Here is a 19,831-nt window from a genome sequence, read left to right on the forward strand (position 1 = left end):
GGTTCGCTCGGCTATTCCGGTTGGGGCCGGTACCCGGCGCGGTCGCGGGCGTAGAGCGCGGTGAACGTGGTCAGCCGTTCGGCGGGGTTCGCCGGATCGACACCGCAGACGCGGGCGATACGGCCCAGCCGGTGGTCCACCGTATTGGGGTGCAGGTGCAGTTGCGCGGCTACCGCCTTGCGGTCGAACCCGTGGCGCAGGTAGGCCCGGAGCGTGGCCTCCCACTCCGGGTGGTCGTCCAGGGGGCGCAGCCGCTCCAGCAGCAGGTCCCGTCCCGGGCCTGGCCGTGTCAGCTGGTAGGCGACGAGGACGTCGTCCAGGACGTATCCGCCGGGCGGTTGCCCCGTGGCCAGGGCGATCTCCAGGATCTCCTCGCTTTGGGCGCGGGCGGCGGGAACCGCGTCGGGAGCGGCGGCCGCGGCGCCCGCGTGCAGCGGGGGCCCGAGGATCCCGGCCAGGCGCTCGGCGGTGCCAAGCACAGCGGTCTGGGGCGGGAGGAGCCCGCCACGGTCACAGCCGACTCAGCAGGGCGCGTGCCCGTGTTCCTCGGCTCTGGTCGATCCGGTCGAGCAGCTGGGCTCGATGACCACGGCGGCCACCGTCATCGGCGGACGCGTCGTCCACGGGAGGCTTTGACGACGACGGACCCCGGCTGCCGGTACGGCCAAGAACCGGCCCGCCGGCAGCCCGTGCGCCCGCCGCCACGATGACCTCTCCGCCACCGGCCGCGCCGATGCCATCGACGCCTTCCTCTTGGTAGCGGCGTAGCCACTTGTAGAAGCAGTTGCGGCTGATGCCGTGGTACCGGCATGGCTGCGAGACGCTGCCGGTGACCTCCTCGGCGTGGCGGAGGACCGCCAGGCGCCGCCGCGCCTGGCGGTCGGGTTGCTGCTGGGGTGAGGGGCATGAGAGATCTCCTGGTGACCGGAGACCCCAAGTGTCAACAGCCTCCGGCAGTCTTAGAGGCGCGCGAGTACGTCGGATTCTGGGTAAAATGATGCGCTCGGCCACCGACTGCGGAAGGGACGAACCGACATATGGCGCGCGCACAGGGCAGGCAGACCAACGCTCGTGGCGCCACACTCACCACCGAAATGATCATCGACGCGGCGCTGCGGCTCTCGGATGCCGAGACAGGTCTCGAACGTCTCACCGTGCGACGGCTCGCCGCGGAACTCGGCGTTGGCACTATGACGCTGTACGGCTACTTCCGCAGTAAGGAAGAGATCCTGGATAGCATCGCCGATCACGTACTCGGCGAGATGAGGCTGCCGGAGGCCGACGATGACGATCCTGCTACGGCGTTGCGTACGGTCGGCTGGGCGTTCCTCAACATGATGCGCGAGCATCCGAGCGTGGTCCAACTGTTCGCGACCCGCGTGACACAGAGCCCCGAATCGATGCGCGGCGCCATGGAAGGCGTGCTAGAACGGTTGGTGTCGTCCGGGATTCCCGGCACCCTCGCTGTTCGCTGCTACAGCTTCTTGATCAGCTATGCCATGGGTTTCGCCGCTTACCAGGCGCCCCGGACGTGGGCTCGTACGGATACGGAGAACCGGGCCGAGTTGCGCCGGCAGCGCCAGCATTTCTACTCCGCGCTGTCCAAGGAGGATTTTCCGCAACTGGTCGAACTCGCCCCGCATCTTGTCGATCTGCCGAGTGATGAACAGTTCTCATTCGGACTGGAGGCGCTCATCGCGCGCGTGCTGTCCGAGTTGGACGGGTGAGTCCAGACGTCGCCAGGACGCATGAGCGCGGACGGTGGCCGGCTTCGATCGACCCCTCAACGTCGACACGCGGAGACGCTTGCTCGCGACGGTGCGCCCAAGGACATCAGCTACTGGCTGGTCCTGAATCTCCTCGGGTTTGATCGAGACTCTCTTGGGAGTTCGGTGGCGATGCGATCTGCCACGGCATCGAGCGCTTCGGCGAGCAGCTCCATCAACTTGTGCATGTCGAAGCCCTCGCTCGGGATCTGGGCTGCGGTGAACAACCCGTCCGACGCCGCTATTGCAGGTGCGCCAGTTGATGGGGCAGCGATGAGCGTTCGCTAAGGATGTCCTGATGCGGGGTGGACTTCCCGGCCGCGGACTCAGCACCACCGCACTGCACCGGTTGCCTTGGGGGAGGGACTGTTTGCCGCCTGGTCGCCCTGGCAGTAAAAGCAAGGCTGCTGAGGCCCGCGCAGCGGAGCCGATCCCGGTGAAGATGGTCCCTCGGAGACGACTTCACCGGGATCAGCGCAACTGGACAGCACCGTGTGCTCCCGCAACGGCGTCGGGTCCACGGGTTTCCGGCAGGGTCCTTAGCTCGGCTGTGCCTCGTTGAGTTTGGCGAAGAACCGCCTGATCTCTTCGGTTCTCTTCGGTATCCATGCCGGAAGCGGTGAGCAAGGTCAGAGCGATCCTGGACTTGAGCCCGTCCAGTGAACCGGCTGAGACGAGTCCGGCGCCGAGCAACTCGACTTCGGCGCCGGCGAAGCCGCCATAGGTTTCGGTGAGCATGTGTCCAGATCCGGTGCGAGAGGCGAGCACGACCGGAATGCTTTGGGCCAGCCGGGTAATCCTCTCACTGAGACGTGTGGGTATATGCCCGCCGCCGAGCGCGGCGACGACGAGGGCTGATGTCTGAGCCGCAGACGATAGCCACCAGCCGTCGTCGTCCATGCCGAGTGTGACCAGGGCTGCCGGCTTGATCGGCTTGGTCAGCCGTGCGGCATCAAGCAATGGCCTGGTGTAGCTGCGCGGCCGCAATACGATCCGCCTCTCGGCGATGGTCCCGGCGGGGCCGATGTCGGTGGACTGGAACGCGTTGATCCACTGGGTATGTACCTTGCGGACCTCTCGGGCGAAATGCACGGCATTTCCGATCGCGACCAGTACCCCGTGGTGCTCGGCTCCCTCGGTCGCGGCTGTACGCACCGCGTCCACCAGGTTTGCAGGCCCGTCGGTACCGGGCATGCTCGCGTGCCGCATCGCTCCGGTGACGACGACCGCGATGCCGGGCCGGACCAGCAGGTCCAATGCGAACGCGGTCTCTTCGAGGGTGTCTGTTCCCTGCGCGATCACCACGCCGCTGTACCCGTCCGCTCGCGCCCGCTCGATACGCGCCGCGAGGTCCAGGATCACTTCCATCGTGATGTCAGCGGACGGTATCGGATCGACTGACTCCACATCGACGTGGGTGAGTCCATTCACCGAGCGCACGAGTTCCGTGCCACTCAGCCGTGGGTGTGCATGCCCATTCTCGTCCGATACGGACATAATGGTGCCACCGAGTGTGATGATCTTGAGAAGCGGTTGCATGAATATCCTTCGATCGCGGCGCTGCCTACATGGATTAGCCCTGAGCCTCGGCAGCCTCGACCTCCGCACGAGGCTTTTGGTGCACTTTGAGGAAGTAACCGGCGAAGACGGACAGCAGCGAAACGCCCGCCATGTATAGCGCGATGGCAACCCAACTACCGGTCGCCTCGTGTAGGGATGTGGCCATGACGGGCGCGATGGCGTTGCCGATGATCAGGCCGAGCGTGAAACCGATGGACAGCCCGGTATACCGAAGCTGCGGTGGAAAGACCTCCGAGAACAAGGCCGGTACGGCAGCGTAGTTCGCCGAATAGCCCACGAATAGCAGTGCGAACCCGAGAAGCATGAGCCAGTACTGGTGTGTTTCCAGCAGACTCAGCCAGACGAACGGCAGCACGGCCATCGACATCGCCCCGGCAAGGAACACCTTCCGCGTACTGAATCGGTCGGCGAGCTTCCCTGCGAGTGGAATGCAAACGAGAATCACGACGGTCGCCGGCAGCAACACCGAGACCATCACACCCCGGTCCAGACCGAGCACAGCTTCGCCGTACTGCAAGCTGTACACAGTTGTCAGGGTGAAGGTGACTCCAGCGCCGAGAATTCCTACAGCGGTGAGTGCCACTCGTCCGCCGCATTCCCGGAACACGTCCACCACCGGAAGCCGCTGCGCCGCGCCGTGTTCCCGCACGTCCTTGAAGTCCGGACTCTCGTCCAGTCGGTACCGGATGAACAACCCGACGAGGATCAGGAGCGCGCTGAGCAGGAACGGCATTCGCCAACCCCAGGACATCAGCTGGTCATCCGGCAGTTGCAGGACAGCGAGGAAAACCAGGTTGGCGAGCAGCAGCCCTGCCGAGGTCCCGGTGTTGATGAGTGATCCGCGGAAGCCGCGCTCTTTCTGTTCAGAGTGTTCGACCGCGAGCAGGACGGCTCCACCGTACTCGCCGCCGACCGAGAAACCCTGCGCGAGCCTGGCCGTGACGAGCAGGATCGGAGCCAAGACGCCGACCTGGTGATAGGTGGGCAGCAGGCCGATGGCGAACGTCGATGCTCCCATCAGCACGAGCGTCGCGATCAGGACTGCCTTGCGGCCGAGCCGGTCGCCGAAGTGCCCGAACACAACGGCACCCAACGGCCGCGCGATGAATCCGATCGCGAAGGTGGCGAAGGAGAGCAGGGTTCCGATGAACGCATCGTCGGTCGGGAAGAAGAGTTGACCGAAGATCACTGAGGACGCGAGACCGTAGATGGTGAAGTCGTAGTACTCGACGGTGGTGCCGACCCAACTTGCCATTACGGCTCGGGTGCTTTGACCACGGCGCGAGGTGTTCTCGGCGGTTGTTGTCATGGGCTTCCTTCAGCGGCTACGGGCTTACGCGACCAGCGGAGGCATGCGAGCAACGCACTGCGGCCGGGACCGGCTGACCGTGCGCATGGCCGGCTGGGCTCCGTCGTGTACTCGGGCGAACCTTCCTCCATCGAGCAGCCAATTGGCGGGAAGAGTTCCTCGTACCTTGTACCGTTCACTGCACGACGTCAAGGGTCTGGTTCATCGTCGATCAATGTGCCAGCGGTGCTCGCCGGTCTGACATGCACCTCGTTCACGCCGTGCGCCCAGTGTGAGACCTCTCGTTCTCAAAGGCGGACAAGGGGTGGCCAAAGTGCACGTACGTATGTACCGTACTAAGTACTTCACGACAGGAGGTGTCCCATGGGAGGGCGAGGCGAGCCCGATGGCGTGCTGGATCTGGAAGTGCGGCAGCTTCGTGTGGAATCCGAGAACGTACTGTCGGTGCAGCTAGCTGATCCGCAGAACCGGATACTGCCCGCTTGGGAGCCTGGCGCGCACATCGATCTCACACTGGGCGGACACATCCGGCAGTACTCGTTGTGCGGTGATCCAGCCGACCGCCGCAGCTATCGCGTCGCGGTGCTGCGCGAGACCCTGTCCAGGGGTGGCTCGAGCTACGTGCACGAAGAGTTGCGGCCGGGGCACCAGGTGGAGGTCGGGGGGCCGCGCAACCACTTCTCGCTGCTGCCGGCGAAGGAGTACGTCTTCATCGCCGGGGGCATCGGCGTCACGCCGATCCTGCCGATGATCGCGGAGGCCGACCGTCAAGGAGCTCCATGGCGGCTTGTCTACGGTGGCAGGCGGCGCGGATCGATGGCGTTCCTTGACGAACTCGCCGCGTATGGCGAGCGCGTCGTGATCTGGCCGGAGAAAGAGTACGGGCTCATCGATCTTCTCGATGTGCTGGGCGAGGCTCGTGAAGATGCCGCGGTGTACTGCTGTGGCCCAGAGGCGTTGCTCGCTGCGGTGGAGCAGCGATGTGAGGACTGGCCCGACGGGACGTTGCATACGGAGCGATTCACGGCGGCGGCGCGTGGGGACGACCCCAGCGACCTACGCGCATTCGAGGTCGTTGTGGCGTCATCCGGAAAAAGCTTCCGGATTCCCCCGGGGCGGTCGGTGCTGGAAGTGCTCGACGAGGCCGGTATCCGTGTGCCGAGTGCGTGTACGGACGGAATCTGTGGAAGCTGCGAGACCGGTGTGCTGTCCGGTCAGCCTGTGCATCGGGATTTGATTCTGGACAGCGGCAACACCGATTCGATGATGCTGTGCGTCTCTCGGGCGCAATCGGATGAGATCGTGCTCGATCTGTAATCGCGGAGACGTTTTTCCGTATTCGCACATCCCCGTAGTCGGACCACATTCACAAAGGAGCCTCACCATGGCAGCAGGACAGGGAACAGTGAGTAACGAGGCCGCCCCACGCCGGTCGCGCGGTAGGGCTGAAGAGCCTTCCGGTCCGCCGGTACAGCAAGGCGCGGACTGGAGTTCCTGGCGTACCTACCAATCGGCGGAGCTGGGCTTTCGGAACTACTGGTACCCGACCGTGTGGGCCCACCAGGTGGGGAGCAAACCCGTACCGATCACCCTTGTCGGGGAGCGGATCGTGCTGATCCGCGAGGGGGACAAGGTGTATGGGCTGCACGATCGCTGTCCGCACCGCGGCGTTCCGCTGTCTCACGGACGGCGCCAGTTCCCAGGTACGGTGAGCTGCCCGTATCACGGCTGGACCTTCGGTTTGGAAACCGGGAAGCTCTGCGCGGTGATCACTGATGGTCCGGAGTCCCCGATCTGCGGAAAGACCGGCGTTGCGACCTATCCCGTGGAGGAACGGCTTGGCCTGCTGTTCGTCTACATCGGTGACCTCAAGCCGGGAGAAACTCCTCCTCCCGTGGAACGGGATATCCCGGACGAACTTAACAACAACGCGTTCGTCATGGGCGGGCGGACTGACATCCGCCGGGGTAACTGGCGCTTTGCCGCTGAGAATGGATTCGACGAGGGACACGCCAAGTATCTACATAACACCGCGTTGTGGCGACTGTTCAAGGTGATGCCCACCTGGAACAAGACGCGGATCGTGGAAAAGGACGGCTGGCTCATCCGGAAACAGGATGAGGTGCACTGGGAAGCGGATTTTCCGGGCGTTGGCAAGTTCACCAACAAGCGTTGGTGGAAGAGGACTCCGCTGCCGGACCGGCCGGGCAAGTCGGACAACATCAACCCGGTGATCGCGGACATGGACCTACCGGGGTTCGTGTCGATCCGCCTGCCAGGTCTGCTGCGTGTCGCCTACCCGCACTTCATCCACTTCGAGTGGTACGTACCGGTGGATGCCGATCACGTCCGCTATGTGCAGCTCATGGTGCGGTTCGAGAGCGGAGCCAAGGCCAGACTGTTCCAGCTCAAGTACCTCGCCGCGATCCGCTGGCTGTTCCATGGACAGTTCACGCAGCAGGACGCCTGGATGGTCGATGTGATGGACGCGCCGCCGGAGAAGCTGTACCGGCCGGACCTGTCGATCACCGCGTGGCGGAAGCACATCGAGGACACGGCGCCCGTGGTACAGCCGACCGAACGGCGTCCAGGTCACTGAAGCGATGCCACAGCAAACCATTGACGGGACCCGGATCGCCTACCAGACGATGGGCGCGCCAGGCGGCCCAACCACCGTGGGGTTGCATGGTGGAGGCCCCGGTTGCCATGCGGCGGCGGACCTCGCTGGGATCATCGCGCGGCTACCCGAGCGGCGATGGCTGCTCGTGGACCTGCCCGGTTACGGGCGATCCGACACGTTGCCCGCACACTGCTCGGTGTTTCGGGGCCGTGCGCGACTGCTCGGTGGACTGCTCGATGCGCTGGAACTCAATGAGGCGGACATCGTGGCGCCGTCCTTGGGAGGTTCGGTGGCCTTGGCGCTCGCGGCGGAGCGCCCGGCAGCGGTTCGGCGGATCACGTTGATCGGCAGTCAACCGATCCCCGCTCCGTCAGGAACCCGAGCGGACTTCGAACTCGGTGCGCGAGCACGAGACAGGTACTACGGCGGTACCGGACCGAGCACGCAGAAGATGCGCCGGCTGCTCGCCGATCTCGAATGGTATGAGGCATCGGCGATCCCGGAGGAAAACGTGCGCGCACGCTATGAGGCGAGCGTGACTCCGACAGCACTGGCAGCGGCCGGCGTCGCGCCAGAGGACCTGACCGATGAAGTGTCGCGGGTGTGTGCACCGACCCTGGTGCTGTGGGGGCGGCATGACCCGTTCGCCGACGCGGTCTACGCCGACGCGCTGGCGGCCGGCCTCCCACGGGGTGACCTCGTGGTGCTCGGACGCAGCGCACACCATCCGCAGGCGGAGCGGCCGACGGAAACCGCCGGCCTCGTGTCGGCCTTCCTGAGCGGACCGTGATCACCCGAAGGACATCGTCCTAATTGTCAAGAGGAGTTGAGGAAGATGGGAATACGAACCGCGACGCTGCTCGCTGCGGTGGTGACGGCCGCGGTGTTCCGGAAGCGGCTGGCTCGGCTCGCTACCCGGCTTGGTCACGGTACGACGGTGCGCATGGTCACTCCAGCCGGTACGGAGTGACCATGCAAGAGACGATCCCTGATGGGGGACTCGACACTGAGCTTCGCGAGTGGCGGGACGCGGCGTGGGCCCAGTTGAGCGCGCGACGGCTGACCGACCTCGTGGTGGGGATGGTGGGCATCCCAAGTCCGACCGGGGAGGAGGGACCGCTCGCGGAATGGCTGACCGAGGAGCTCGCCGGCGCAGGACTGGAATCGACGTGTCAACGCATCGATGACCGGCAGGCCAACTCGGTCGGGTTGCTGCGTGGCGCCGGAACCGGCGAGGACGTGCTGCTCTACGCCCCCATAGACACGCTCACCGTGGGAGATCCCGCAGAGGATATTCCGTGGATCGGCCCGGAGCTGCGGCGGGACATGCGGCCGTCGGCCCAGGTAGACGGGGACCACGTACTCGGACTGGGCGCGAGCAACCCGAAGGGGCATGCCGCCGCTGTACTGGCCGCGGCAGAAGCGATCTCGAAGGCGGGAGTTCCGCTGCGCGGTGACGTGTTGGTGGGGTTCGGCGCAGGCGGCATGCCGAGCAACGGACGTCTCACCCGCGGCATGACCAGGCGCAACACCGGACAGGGTGTCGGGTGCTCCTTCATGCTCGAACAAGGGCTTTGGGCCGATCACGCGGTGGTCGCCAAGCCCGGTTGGGCGGTGGCCTGGGAGGAGGTCGGGCTGTGCTGGTTCGAGGTGCGGGTACGCGGCACGTTCACCTACGTCGGCAGCCGGCACCGGATGGACTACCAGAACGCCATCGCGGGCGCGGCCACGGTCGTCGAGGAGTTGGAGGCGTGGTTCCCCGAGTACGCCGCCCGGCACACTGACGGCCTGGTCGCGCCGCAAGGAATCGTCGCCGCCATCGAGGGTGGCTGGCCGCGCATGGCGGCGGTGGCTCCAGCGCTGTGCCGGATCACCGTGGATCTGCGCACCAGCCCGCGCAGTACACCGAACAAGGTCCGCAGGGAGTTCGGGACGGTGATGTCTGCGATCGCCGAGCGACACCCTGATCTGGACCTCGACTGGTCGATGATTCTCTCCATCCCAGCAACGCACACACCGCCTGACTCACCGGTGATCACCTCGGCCATCGCGGCTTGGGAGGAGATCTCCGGCAGAAAGCACGAGCCGATCACGCACACCAGTGGTGGAACCGACGCGAACATTCTGCGGAACAGGGGATTGCCCACCGCGCGGATCGGCATGGACAGGATCGGGCCCGACGCGCCGATGGCCCTGGACTTCCCGGCCGGCATGAACGTGGTGGACATTCGCGAGGCGATGCGCCTCGCCCGGTATCTGATTCACCTGACCGTTGGTCTCTGCGGTCGCGAGAGGAAGGACCCCGGATGAGCTCGATTGTTTTGGGGATCGGAGCTTCACACAGCACCCTGATGAACACCCACTGGTCCGAAGTAGACCATCTTCCGGGGCCGCACGAGTTCCGGGACGGACTGGTCGCAGCGAGGAAGGCGCTCGAGGCGGCCAGGCCAGACGCCGTGGTGGTCATCGGATCAAACCACTTCCGAGGGATGTTCCTTGATCTGATGCCCACCTGGACCGTCGGGGTGAGCGAGGTACAGGCCGCGGGTGAGGCGCAGACTCCATCCGGCGCGCTTTCGGTGGATACGGATCTGGCCCGCGTCGCGGTAGAAGGGTTGTCCGCGGCGGACTTCGATCCGGCATTCTCCCTGCGGCTCACCGTGGATCACGGCATTACGCACTCGCTGCAGTATCTGGTGCCTGAACTGGATGTGCCGATCGTTCCGATCGTGGTGAACATGTTCGCGCCACCGCTGCCGTCGCTGCGCCGCAGTCACGACATGGGGCGCGCTCTCGGACAGGCCATTCGCAACGACGGGGCGGGCAAGCGGATCGCGATCATCGCCTCCGGCGGGCTATCGCACCGGCTGCCATGGCCCAAGTGGTTCCGCACGCTCAGCGATGATGATCGTTTCCTGGTCGAGGCGTGGTTGAACGGCCGACACTCCTGGCACGAGTACGAAGTGCGGCGCCGGCAGATCATCCGCGCCGCGGAACCCGATATCAACGAGGAGTTCGATCGCTGGCTGCTCGACCTGTTCGCGCGCGGTGACCTTGAGCCGCTGCTGGACTACGGCGACGACCGGCTGGAGGCGGAAGCCGGAAACGGCGCCCACGAGATTCGATCCTGGCTGGCGATGAGAGCCGCCGTCGGCCCGGCCACCGGCCGGACCCTCGCGTACGCCGCGATTCCCGAATGGCTCACCGGCATGGGTGTGGCCGTCTTCGACCCCCAATTGGAGGAAGCCCTGTGAGTATTTGGACTGAGCTGGCCGACACCGACTTCACCGTCTCGCACGCGCCCGTACGTGGCGGACGAACCCGCGTGCTGCGGGCCGGTGAAGAGCACGACGAGCACGTGGTGCTGCTGCACGGCACCAGCGGGCACCTGGAGGCGTTCATCCGTAACGTGCCCGCGCTCGCCGAGCGCTTCGCTGTGCACGCGCTCGACATGCTCGGCCATGGCTACACCGACAACCATCCGGGCGGTGATCTGCGGATCCCGCGCTACGTCCGGCACGTCCTGGATTACCTGGACAGCCGAGGCATCGAACGTGCGCACTTCATTGGGGAATCCCTCGGTGGCTGGGTCGCCGGGCGCCTTGCGGCCGACCACCCGGACCGTGTGGGTCGGCTTGTCCTCGTCGCGCCGGGCGGCACCGTCGCCAACCCCGAAGTAATGAACCGCATCCGCACCAGCACGCGGGCCGCGGTCGGAGCGGACGATCGAGAACTGACCCAGCGCCGACTGGAACTGCTGATGCACGACTCGGTCAACGTCTCCGAGGAGTTGATCGATGTGCGGCATGCCATCTACAACCGGCCGCGGTTCGTCACCGGTGTCGACAGCCTGCTGTGCCTGCAAGACATGGAAAAGCGCACCGAGGATCTGCTGACCGCGGAGCAGATGGCACGGATCACCGCACCCACGCACATCGTGTGGGGCGCGCAGAATCCCTTCGGCGACGTACCGGAGGCGAAGCGGATGCAGCAGAGCATTCCTGGTTCGCTGCTGGAGATCTTCCCCGAATGCGGGCACTGGCCGCAGCACGAGCATGCTGACCGGTTCAACAAACTGGCACTTGGATTCCTGGGAGCGGCATGACGAGCTCCCAGTGTGCTGGGACTGCGTCCCAACGGCTGCGGATCGGGCTGCGCGTGCCGCCGTGCCGTCCTATTCCGGATCTCGTCGCTTTCACGCACGCGGTGCGGGACTCGGGGATCGACGACGTGTGGTTCCCGGACTCACAACTGCTCTGGCGGGACGTGTTCGCGGTGTCCGCTGCCGTGCTGAGGGAGACCGCGGACCTCGGCGTCGGTACGGCGGTGACCAATCTGGTCACGCGGCATCCCTCGGTGGTGGCCTCCGCGGCGCGGACCGTCCATGAGATCGATCCCGGCCGTTTCGTGCTCGGTGTGGGAGTCGGCAACAGCTCGGTGGGGCCGGTGGGGTTGCGTCCGAGCACCAACGCAGCGCTCCGAGACGGTCTCGGCACCGTGCGCGCGTTGCTCGCCGGGCAGGACGTCGCTTTCGGCGGTGTTTCTGCTCGGCTGCGCGATGCCGGAAATCCGGTGCCGCTGTACATCGCCGCAAGCGGACCACGGAACCTGCGGCTGGCCGGGGAGATCGCGGACGGCGCGATTCTGCTTTCCGGCGTCGCTCCCACTCTGCTCGCGGACAGCACTGCCCGTATCCAGGAAGGCGGCGCACTCGCCAACCGGGAACGGTCGGTGCCGGTCACCGTGTCGGCCTTCTGCCGGGTCACCGACGATGTCGAACGGGACGCCCGGGAGTTGAAGCCGTTGTGCGCGTCGATCGCGCGCAACGGAGGTGCCGCCGCGCTCGCGGCAGCCGGTGTACACGTCCAGGAATCGGAGCCGATCCCCGATGTCTACCCCGATCTGGTGCACGCCGAGGACTGGGAACACGCCGTGCGGGCGTGCGACTCCTACGTCAGCGATGCGGCGGCAGTCGCCTTCGCCCGGACCTTCTGCCTGTACGGGACCGGCGCTGAGATCGCGACACGGCTTGAGGAGATCCGTTTGAACGGAGCGAGTGCCGTGCTGTTGCAGCACGTCGGTTCCTACGACCTGCCGGAGCGGTTGCTCGCGGACGTGCCGAGCGCTGTTCTGACACAGTCGTCGACGAAGTAAAGGTGAGGTCATGGCTGCCGTTCTCTCCGATGTGGCCGAACGGGCCATATCCCGGGGTCGTGAGGCCGACTCAGACGTTCGAGAACTGGTGGGCCTGCACGTACTCGACGTGCTGGGAGCAATCGCATCAGGCGCACGGCACCCGCTGGCGGACCGTTGGTTACCGCTGTGCCGACAGGCAACGAACGGCGGCACCGCGCTCGGTGCCACGGGGCGGTGGCCGCAGGATACTGCTATCGAGATCGAATCCACGCTGGCGCACCTGGACGAGTTCGACCCCGTCCATAGTGCGGCGGGAATGGTGCCTGGTTCGGTGGTGATACCGGCCGCGCTCGCGGTGGGCGCGAGCATCGGTGCCACCGGGCGCGCGGTGGCGGACGCCATCATCGCGGGCTACGAGGCGGCGATCGAGAGTGCGCTCCGATTCGGTGGGTCGGCACTGTACCAGGTGGGCTGGTGGCCGTCGGCGCTGTTCGGCGCGCTCGGTTCGGCTGCCGCGACCGCAAGCCTGCTGAACCTGGACGTGCCGACCACCACGACGGCGCTCGGGCTCGCCGTGGCACCCTTCGGGGGATTGCTTACCGCGGACGAGTTCGGCGCTGGGCACTACCTGCTCTGCGGGACCGTGGCGGCACGTGGTGCCTGGGCGGCACGGGCAGCTGAGGCCGGGCTCACCGCTAGCCACACCCTGTTGAATGGGCCGGCCACCGCGGCGCTCGGTCGTCAGGCGACACCGCCATCGAGTGAGGGCCCTCCACATATCAAGGACGTGTCGATCAAGGCATGGCCGTGTGCCAGGCCGCTGCACAGCGCACTCACCGCGCTCGACGAGTTGGCCGCCGCCGGGTTGGATCTCGGGACGGTCGACGCGATCGATGTGTTCCTTCCCCGCAGCGCCACGCGTTTCGTGACGAACACGCGCACCCCCGTAGGACCGGCCGAGGCTGCGGCGAGCGCGACTGTCGCGCTGGCCGGAGCCTGTGTGCGGCGCGCCGCCGATCCGGGCTGGTATCGCGAGATCGCGGCGGACCCCGGTGGACTGCCTGATGTTTCGGTTCACCTCACCCCGAATCCCGCATTGGACGCCGAGTTCCCGCACCAATGGCCTGCGGAGATCGTGGTCGGGCATGCGGGGGGGACCGTGCACCGTCGCGTGCATAGTGCGCTGGGGGACCCGGACCGGCGACTACCCCCAGAGCAGATCCTGGCCAAGGCCCGGAAGCTGCTCGGCATACAAGGTGAGCACAGCTCAATCTCACGCATACTCGATATCGATAACCAGCCCGACGTCGCCCGGCTGCGTGCCGACGCGGCGCGGCTGACCACATCGGAGAGCACGGTGCCGTGATCACAGGCTTAGGGCCTGCTTGGAAACCATGGCCATCAGGGCGAACGGTACCGAAAGGGAAACCCTGGGCATGTCGCCCAGAACATGAGCGAAGCCTCCGGTGGACGAGTCAACGACCAAGAAGACCATGTCCGCCGGAGGCTTCGTGCCGACCCTCCCCGGCCCTGGGAAAGCGTCCACGACCTGTTCCGCCGCTGGAGTCTCAACGGGGCCTGGAACAGCGTCTGGACCAGCCTGCATCCCACGCCGATGCGGCCGGGCTGACCACCTGGGAGGTCAGCATCGACTCATCCCAACCGCCCCTGAACCCGAACCCAGCACCATTCAGGGAACAGTCCCTCGCGTGAACGAGAGGGGTCGGCGGGACCTCAGATTGGAGGACCTGAGGGGCTTTGTGTTTTCCGGACAGCGGTGGGCCGTCTGATTTCAGGCCGCCGCCCGTAGCTTTCGTGTTCCGCGTACATCTCCGCAGGCGTATTTTACCCGAGCGCGGAATGAAGGTGTTTTCGATTGTACCAGGACTCGATATTCCGGATAATGAGGTTTTTTCAACGTAGGGACCACTAACCACAAAGGAACCACTCGTCTAGGCGGAATCTGCTGTCCGGCAGACGCCCGGGCGCAGTGTCCGGGACAGGCCGAGTGCGGCGGTGCGCACCGCGGGGGCGAGTTGGGCGGGGTGGAAGCGGGTTCGTGGCACCGCCACCGAGAGTGCGGCGGCGGCGCTGCCGTCGGCGAAGACGGGAGCGGCGATGCAGCTCACGCCCAGGGCGGCCTCCTGCTCCTCATAGGCCAGGCCCGACACCTGAACCTGCTCGATCGTCGTGCGCAGGCGCACCGGGTCGGTGACCGAGTGGGGGGTCAGGGTCGGCAACGGCGCGGCCAGCACCTCTTCGGTCAGTTTGGCGCCGGAGAAGGCCAGCAGCGCCTTGCCCACGCCGGTGCAGGTCAGCGGCAGGCGGCCGCCGATCCGAGAGGGCAGCGGCAGCGGGTCGTGGCCGTGGATGCGCTCGATGTAGACGACATCATGGCCTTCTCGGATCCCCAGGTGCACTGTTTCGCGGGTGGCCTCGAACAGATCCTGTAGGAACGGCAGCGCCGCCTCGCGCAGATCGCGTCGGCGCGGCACCAGCGAGCCGAGCTCGAACAGTTTGCCGCCGAGACGGTAGTGGGCACCCGAACGTTCCAGCAGCCCCAGGCGCACCAGGTCGGCCGTCAACCGGTGAACCGTTGCCTTGGGCAGCTGTGTACGCTCCGCGAGTTCCGTCAGACGATACGGGCCTCCGGTCGGACGGAAGCAATCAAGGAGGAGAGCGGCCTTTTTCAACATGCTGCCACTCGAAGTGTTCCGTCGCATGGAACAAAGTTTGCCTGATGTGCGCCGTCACGTCTATACCGGAGACGTCGCCGGGCCACCACGCCCTGCCAGTCCCGTGCGGCCCGCAGAGCGTCGCACCGGGCCAGGGACCTTGGACGGTTCCGGTCTGCGCCGGTCCGTCGGCCCCGTTCTTCACCGTATTCGAAAGGTAGCCCAATGCCGCGACCCCCGCGCCCTTCGCGCCGTCCTCGGCGGCGCCCGTGACCGCCGCCGATCGAGACCCGGACCACGGCGTCGTCCCGGCTGTGGCCAAGGCCGCCGACATCCTGGCGGAGGCCGCCCGCACCAGGACCGCGTGTCTTCCCGTGCGCCCCTTGTTCGCCGACGCCGACGTCACGGCGGCCTACGCGGTCCAGCGGGTGAACGTCGAGCGCGGTACGGTCGCCGGCCGGCGGATCGTCGGCCGCAAGATCGGCCTGACCTCCCCGGCGGTGCAGCGCCAGCTCGGAGTCGATCGGCCGGACTTCGGCGCGCTGTTCGCCGACATGGCCGTGCCGGAGGGGAGCGAGGTTCCCGCCGACAGACTGCTGCAGCCCAAGGTGGAGGCCGAGGTCGCCCTCGTCCTCGGCGGTGACCTGCCGCACCGCGACTGCACCGCGGCCGATGTGCTGCGTGCCGTCGACTTCGCGCTGCCGGCCCTGGAGATCGTCGACAGCCGCATCGACAACTGGGACATCACCATCGTCGACACCGTCGCCGACAACGCCTCCTGCGGCCTGTTCGTCCTCGGCGGCTCGCCCGTGCCGCTCACGCGGGTCCGCCTGCGCGACGTGCGGATGGCGATGACCCGCAACGGCGACGTGGTCTCCGAGGGCACCGGCGCCGACTGCCTCGGCGACCCGCTCAACGCCGCGGGCTGGCTCGCCTCGACCCTCGCCGACATGAGCGATCCTCTGCGCGCCGGTGACATCGTCCTGACCGGCGCGCTGGGGCCGATGGTCCCGGCGTCCCCGGGTGATGTGTTCGAGGCCGACATTTCGGATCTGGGCCCAGTGTGCGTCGGGTTCGCAGCGGAAGGAGACGACCGATGAGCACCACGGCATCCGAGGCCCGTACCAAGGTGGCCGTGATCGGCTCGGGCAACATCGGTACCGATCTGATGATCAAGGTGCTGCGGCTGTCCGACAGCCTGGAGGTGGCAGCGATGGCCGGCATCGATCCGGAGTCCGACGGGCTGGCCCGCGCCCGTCGGCTGAAGGTGGCCGCCACTCACGAGGGTGTGGACGGCCTGGTCGCCATGGACGAGTTCGCCGACGTGAAGATCGTCTTCGACGCGACATCCGCCGGCGCCCACCGCCGCCACGACGAGGTCCTGCGCGCGCACGGGCGCACCGTGATCGATTTGACCCCGGCGGCCGTCGGCCCCTACCTGGTGCCGCCGGTCAACCTCGACGCCCACCTGGACGCGCCCAACGTCAACATGGTCACCTGCGGCGGCCAGGCCACCATTCCGGTCGTCGCCGCGGTCTCGGCCGTCACCCCGGTGCACTACGGGGAGATTGTCGCCTCCATCGCCTCCCGCTCCGCAGGTCCCGGCACCCGGGCCAACATCGACGAGTTCACCGAGACCACCGCCACCGCCATAGAGCGGGTCGGCGGTGCGACCCGCGGCAAGGCCGTGATCATCCTCAATCCCGCCGAGCCCCCGCTGATCATGCGCGACACCGTGCACTGCCTCGTCTCCGACTGCGACCGTGAGGCGGTCGTCGCATCGATCGAGGAGATGGTCGGCCGAGTCCAGGTCTATGTGCCCGGTTACCGACTCAAACAGCAGGTGCAGTTCGCCCGCGTCCCCGCCGACGATCCGCTGCGCGCGCTGCCGCCCGCCGGCGCCGCGGGGACCGACGCGGTGAAGGTGTCGGTTTTCCTCGAGGTCGAGGGTGCCGCCCATTACCTGCCGGCCTATGCCGGCAACCTCGACATCATGACCTCGGCCGCGCTGCGCACCGCCGAGCGGATGGCCGCACACCGTTCCAGCGAGGTGGCAGCCCGATGACCACGCCCGAATCCGCCGCGGCCGACCGGTCCGCACTGTACATCCAGGACGTCACTCTGCGCGACGGCATGCACGCCATCCGGCACAGATACACCGTGGAGCAGGCCCGCACCATCGCCGCGGCCCTGGACGCCGCGGGTGTCGGCGCCATCGAGATCGCTCACGGCGACGGCCTGTCCGGGTCCAGCATCAACTACGGCGTCGGCGCCCACACCGACTGGGAGTGGATCGAGGCCGTCACCGACGTCACCCGCGACGCGGTTCCCACCACGCTGCTGCTGCCCGGTATCGGAACCCTCCACGACCTCAAGCAGGCGCACGCGCTGGGTATCCGCTCGGTGCGCATCGCCACTCACTGCACCGAGGCCGACATCTCCGCCCAGCACATCGCGGCCGCGCGCGAGCTGGGCATGGACGTCGCCGGGTTTCTGATGATGTCGCACATGGCCGAGCCCGCCGAGCTCGCTCGGCAGGCCAAGCTCATGGAGTCCTACGGCGCCACCTGCGTCTACGTCACCGACTCCGGCGGCCGGCTCACCATGGACGGGGTGCGCGAACGCCTGCTCGCCTACCGCGATGTGCTCGACCCGGCCACCGAAACCGGCATCCACGCCCACCACAACCTGGCCCTGGGCGTCGCCAACAGCGTCGTCGCCGTGGAGAGCGGAGCCGTCCGCGTCGACGCCTCCCTTGCCGGGCAGGGGGCCGGGGCGGGCAACTGCCCTCTGGAGGCGTTCATCGCCGTCGCCGACCTGATGGGCTGGGCCCACGGCTGCGACCTGTTCCCGCTCATGGACACCGCCGACGACATCGTTCGACCCCTGCAGGACCGGCAGGTGCGCGTGGACCGCGAAACCCTCAGCCTCGGCTACGCCGGCGTGTACTCCAGCTTCCTGCGCCACGCCGAGGCCGCTGCGACCCGCTACGGCCTGGACACCCGCACCATCCTCGTCGAGGCCGGTCGACGCGGCATGGTCGGCGGCCAGGAGGACATGATCACCGACATCGCCCTGGACCTCCTCGCGCGCCCCGACGAACGGGTATAGCAGGACTTTGCCAGGTTGTCGCCGTCGGCCTGTGCCGGGTCGGGCGGGCGACGGGAGCGGCGGCGCCCCGGCGGCGGGGCGCCGCCGGGAAGCCCGACCGTGTTCACCCGAAGTCCGCTCGCCTGGGCAGCGGCGATCGCCGGTGCTGACACGGTGCATTCCACATCGAGTCCAGCAGGCGGGCGGCAGCGGCTGCTGCGTCCGTCCCGTCCGCTTCGTCCCCGTGCTCTCTGCGGTGCTCCATGCCGCCAGCAGCAGGACGGCGCTGCAGTGACCGTGCATGGGATGCATGTAGTCGTCCCAGTCCAGGCTGTGGCACGCCACCCCGCCCACGAACGCGGCATCGGCCGCGCAGTACCGTTGCCCGCCCGGCCACAGTGCAGCGCTGTCCGCTGCGTCTGACGGCGACGCGGCCGCGCGAGCCTGGAGCGTCTGGTCCTGAGGCGTTCCCGCGACGCCCACCGCGAGCGTGTCGGCGATAGCGGCGTTGGCGAGTTCGGGGGCGCGAGGCGACCGTGATTCCAGCGTGGACGATGGGATCATCTCGGCGAGCTTTGCCTCTCCGGCCGTGCTCATCTCCTCGGCTCCGAAGAAGTGCCCTGGATCGCCGGGCGTGCCCATTCTTCGCCGGATGCGACCCGGAACGCCGGTGCAGGCCGCATCAGCGTCACAGCGACGCTGTCAACTGTCAACAGACATCACGTATCGTTTCACCGGAATCTACGGCGCAGAACCGGTGTGGAGAACTTCATGGACGTCGCGCGGCTCGATTTGCAACCACTCACCGATGAGCGCAGCACGGCCGCGGATCTCGCTCAGCGAGCCCTCAGGGAGATGGTGCTCAACGGGCAGCTTCCGCCTGGTGGCCGCCTCAACGAGGTCGCGCTGGCCGAAGGGCTCGAGATCAGCCGCGGACCTCTTCGGGAGGCGATCCAGCGGCTGGTGAGCGAGGGGCTCTTGAAGATGGTCCGGCACAAGGGCGCATTCGTCCGCACGGTCGACGAAGTGGAACTGAAGGACCTCTACGGCCTGCGGATCGCGATCGAGACGTTCGCCGCCCGATCAGTCGCCAGGCACGGGTCCGAGGACGCGCGGGCCCGACTGGCGCAGATGCTCGAGGAGACGGAACTGCTCCTCGACGGAGGCGGGGACAAGCCGTATCCGCCCAATCCCGACTTCCATCAGCATCTGGTGCTCCTGGCCGGCAACTCTGAACTGCGGCAGGCTGCCAACAGCGTCCACTTCCGCATCCACCTGGCGCGTGCGCGCTCCGCTCATGATCCGGAGCGCGCGGTCCAGGCGCTCGAAGAGCACCGCAGGATCGTCGAGGCCGTGATCGCGTGCGACGGTTCGCTCGCTGCGGATCTGCTCGAATCGCACCTGTTGTCCTCGCTGGAGAACGCGCTGACGATCATGCGTTAGCCGGTGGCGAAGCGGCCGCGTTCACCGTCGCACCTCTGAACAGAAGTGCGACCGGGCATGGTTGTGCTCCCGGTCGCGAAGGATCGGTGCCGGAGAGTCCTCCGGCCTCTTCTCATCGACTGCAAACTGTTGACAGTAGGCAGTTTGTCTTGCCAGACTCTGCGCAGTCGTCTGCGGACGAGTGGCGGAGGTGGAAGAGAATGCATGCCAT

18 protein-coding genes and 1 pseudogene are annotated in these 19,831 nt (G+C 66.9%); 13 read left to right on the plus strand and 6 right to left on the minus strand.

The features are described from left to right. Positions 1-11: 11 nt before the first annotated feature. Positions 12-479, minus strand: coding sequence for a PucR family transcriptional regulator (locus HDA32_RS31730; protein WP_179643144.1), 468 nt, complete (start codon positions 477-479; stop codon positions 12-14). A 31-nt stretch (positions 480-510) separates the two neighbouring features. Continuing rightward, entirely contained in the window at positions 511-1,083 is a 573-nt protein-coding gene (locus tag HDA32_RS32055; protein WP_376766953.1) for a helix-turn-helix domain-containing protein, read from the minus strand. Positions 1,084-1,094: 11 nt separating this feature from the next. On the opposite strand from HDA32_RS32055, the gene HDA32_RS11270 reads away from it, so the two are divergent. Further along, positions 1,095-1,727 (plus strand): TetR/AcrR family transcriptional regulator, encoded by a 633-nt coding sequence (locus HDA32_RS11270; RefSeq protein WP_218882406.1) that lies wholly within the window; start codon positions 1,095-1,097, stop codon positions 1,725-1,727. A 510-nt stretch (positions 1,728-2,237) separates the two neighbouring features. On the opposite strand, the gene HDA32_RS11275 is transcribed toward HDA32_RS11270, so the two are convergent. Together HDA32_RS11275 and HDA32_RS11280 are read right to left on the minus strand one after the other, a co-directional pair. Then, complete coding sequence (locus HDA32_RS11275; RefSeq protein ID WP_179643147.1) at positions 2,238-3,305, minus strand: asparaginase; 1,068 nt, start codon at positions 3,303-3,305, stop codon at positions 2,238-2,240. Between the two features lie 34 nt (positions 3,306-3,339). Next, a complete protein-coding gene (locus HDA32_RS11280) occupies positions 3,340-4,656 on the minus strand; it encodes an MFS transporter (protein ID WP_179643148.1) in 1,317 nt (438 codons plus the stop codon). A 390-nt stretch (positions 4,657-5,046) separates the two neighbouring features. Between HDA32_RS11280 and HDA32_RS11285 the strand changes: the two genes are divergently transcribed. The 8 genes from HDA32_RS11285 to HDA32_RS11320 all read left to right on the plus strand — a co-directional run bounded on the left by HDA32_RS11285 (position 5,047) and on the right by HDA32_RS11320 (position 13,778). Beyond that, the gene (locus HDA32_RS11285) at positions 5,047-5,973 is read left to right on the plus strand and encodes a PDR/VanB family oxidoreductase (RefSeq protein ID WP_312863134.1); all 927 of its coding nucleotides are present in this window, start codon (positions 5,047-5,049) and stop codon (positions 5,971-5,973) included. Positions 5,974-6,040: 67 nt separating this feature from the next. Further along, complete coding sequence (locus HDA32_RS11290; protein WP_179643150.1) at positions 6,041-7,255, plus strand: Rieske 2Fe-2S domain-containing protein; 1,215 nt, start codon at positions 6,041-6,043, stop codon at positions 7,253-7,255. A 4-nt stretch (positions 7,256-7,259) separates the two neighbouring features. Continuing rightward, entirely contained in the window at positions 7,260-8,066 is an 807-nt protein-coding gene (locus tag HDA32_RS11295; RefSeq protein WP_218882407.1) for an alpha/beta fold hydrolase, read from the plus strand. A gap of 182 nt (positions 8,067-8,248) precedes the next feature. Beyond that, complete coding sequence (locus tag HDA32_RS11300) at positions 8,249-9,586, plus strand: M20 family metallopeptidase (RefSeq protein WP_179643151.1); 1,338 nt, start codon at positions 8,249-8,251, stop codon at positions 9,584-9,586. Then, positions 9,583-10,530 carry a DODA-type extradiol aromatic ring-opening family dioxygenase gene (locus HDA32_RS11305; RefSeq protein ID WP_179643152.1) on the plus strand — a complete coding sequence of 316 codons (948 nt, stop codon included), beginning with the start codon at positions 9,583-9,585 and terminating at the stop codon, positions 10,528-10,530. Before HDA32_RS11300 ends, HDA32_RS11305 begins: the two co-directional genes overlap by 4 nt. Further along, entirely contained in the window at positions 10,527-11,381 is an 855-nt protein-coding gene (locus tag HDA32_RS11310; RefSeq protein WP_179643153.1) for an alpha/beta fold hydrolase, read from the plus strand. Before HDA32_RS11305 ends, HDA32_RS11310 begins: the two co-directional genes overlap by 4 nt. Beyond that, positions 11,378-12,430, plus strand: a complete 1,053-nt coding sequence (locus tag HDA32_RS11315) for an LLM class flavin-dependent oxidoreductase (protein ID WP_179643154.1) — start codon at positions 11,378-11,380, stop codon at positions 12,428-12,430. Before HDA32_RS11310 ends, HDA32_RS11315 begins: the two co-directional genes overlap by 4 nt. Before the next feature lie 10 nt (positions 12,431-12,440). Beyond that, the gene (locus HDA32_RS11320; RefSeq protein WP_179643155.1) at positions 12,441-13,778 is read left to right on the plus strand and encodes an MmgE/PrpD family protein; all 1,338 of its coding nucleotides are present in this window, start codon (positions 12,441-12,443) and stop codon (positions 13,776-13,778) included. 586 nt (positions 13,779-14,364) lie between these two features. On the opposite strand, the gene HDA32_RS11325 is transcribed toward HDA32_RS11320, so the two are convergent. Next, on the minus strand, positions 14,365-15,135 hold the full coding sequence (locus HDA32_RS11325) for an IclR family transcriptional regulator (RefSeq protein WP_218882408.1): 771 nt from the start codon (positions 15,133-15,135) through the stop codon (positions 14,365-14,367). A gap of 221 nt (positions 15,136-15,356) precedes the next feature. Here HDA32_RS11325 and HDA32_RS11330 point away from each other — a divergent pair, with 221 nt between their 5' ends. The 3 genes from HDA32_RS11330 to dmpG are packed head-to-tail and all read left to right on the plus strand — an operon-like array spanning position 15,357 to position 18,198. After that, positions 15,357-16,187 (plus strand): 2-keto-4-pentenoate hydratase, encoded by an 831-nt coding sequence (locus tag HDA32_RS11330; RefSeq protein WP_312863135.1) that lies wholly within the window; start codon positions 15,357-15,359, stop codon positions 16,185-16,187. Then, positions 16,184-17,152 (plus strand): acetaldehyde dehydrogenase (acetylating), encoded by a 969-nt coding sequence (locus tag HDA32_RS11335; protein WP_179643156.1) that lies wholly within the window; start codon positions 16,184-16,186, stop codon positions 17,150-17,152. Before HDA32_RS11330 ends, HDA32_RS11335 begins: the two co-directional genes overlap by 4 nt. Then, positions 17,149-18,198 (plus strand): 4-hydroxy-2-oxovalerate aldolase, encoded by a 1,050-nt coding sequence (gene dmpG, locus HDA32_RS11340; RefSeq protein WP_179643157.1) that lies wholly within the window; start codon positions 17,149-17,151, stop codon positions 18,196-18,198. Before HDA32_RS11335 ends, dmpG begins: the two co-directional genes overlap by 4 nt. 225 nt (positions 18,199-18,423) lie before the next feature. Here dmpG and HDA32_RS32060 read toward each other — a convergent pair. Further along, positions 18,424-18,819, minus strand: a pseudogene (locus tag HDA32_RS32060) (MmgE/PrpD family protein); the annotation flags it as partial. Positions 18,820-18,948: 129 nt separating this feature from the next. Between HDA32_RS32060 and HDA32_RS11350 the strand changes: the two are divergent. Then, positions 18,949-19,620 (plus strand): GntR family transcriptional regulator, encoded by a 672-nt coding sequence (locus tag HDA32_RS11350; protein WP_179643158.1) that lies wholly within the window; start codon positions 18,949-18,951, stop codon positions 19,618-19,620. The last annotated feature ends 211 nt before the right edge of the window (positions 19,621-19,831 follow it).

It is taken from the genome of Spinactinospora alkalitolerans (assembly GCF_013408795.1).
Taxonomy (GTDB): Bacteria; Actinomycetota; Actinomycetes; order Streptosporangiales; family Streptosporangiaceae; genus Spinactinospora; species Spinactinospora alkalitolerans.

Bases quoted from the DNA above. Each gene is read 5' to 3' on its own strand.
- HDA32_RS11270 (WP_218882406.1), top strand. From the start codon at position 1,095: ATGATCATCGACGCGGCGCTGCGGCTCTCGGATGCCGAGACAGGTCTC.
- HDA32_RS11275 (WP_179643147.1), bottom strand. From the start codon at position 3,305: ATGCAACCGCTTCTCAAGATCATCACACTCGGTGGCACCATTATGTCC.
- HDA32_RS11280 (WP_179643148.1), bottom strand. From the start codon at position 4,656: ATGACAACAACCGCCGAGAACACCTCGCGCCGTGGTCAAAGCACCCGA.
- HDA32_RS11290 (WP_179643150.1), top strand. From the start codon at position 6,041: ATGGCAGCAGGACAGGGAACAGTGAGTAACGAGGCCGCCCCACGCCGG.
- HDA32_RS11295 (WP_218882407.1), top strand. From the start codon at position 7,260: ATGCCACAGCAAACCATTGACGGGACCCGGATCGCCTACCAGACGATG.
- HDA32_RS11300 (WP_179643151.1), top strand. From the start codon at position 8,249: ATGCAAGAGACGATCCCTGATGGGGGACTCGACACTGAGCTTCGCGAG.
- HDA32_RS11305 (WP_179643152.1), top strand. From the start codon at position 9,583: ATGAGCTCGATTGTTTTGGGGATCGGAGCTTCACACAGCACCCTGATG.
- HDA32_RS11315 (WP_179643154.1), top strand. From the start codon at position 11,378: ATGACGAGCTCCCAGTGTGCTGGGACTGCGTCCCAACGGCTGCGGATC.
- HDA32_RS11320 (WP_179643155.1), top strand. From the start codon at position 12,441: ATGGCTGCCGTTCTCTCCGATGTGGCCGAACGGGCCATATCCCGGGGT.
- HDA32_RS11325 (WP_218882408.1), bottom strand. From the start codon at position 15,135: ATGCGACGGAACACTTCGAGTGGCAGCATGTTGAAAAAGGCCGCTCTC.
- HDA32_RS11335 (WP_179643156.1), top strand. From the start codon at position 16,184: ATGAGCACCACGGCATCCGAGGCCCGTACCAAGGTGGCCGTGATCGGC.
- dmpG (WP_179643157.1), top strand. From the start codon at position 17,149: ATGACCACGCCCGAATCCGCCGCGGCCGACCGGTCCGCACTGTACATC.
- HDA32_RS11350 (WP_179643158.1), top strand. From the start codon at position 18,949: ATGGACGTCGCGCGGCTCGATTTGCAACCACTCACCGATGAGCGCAGC.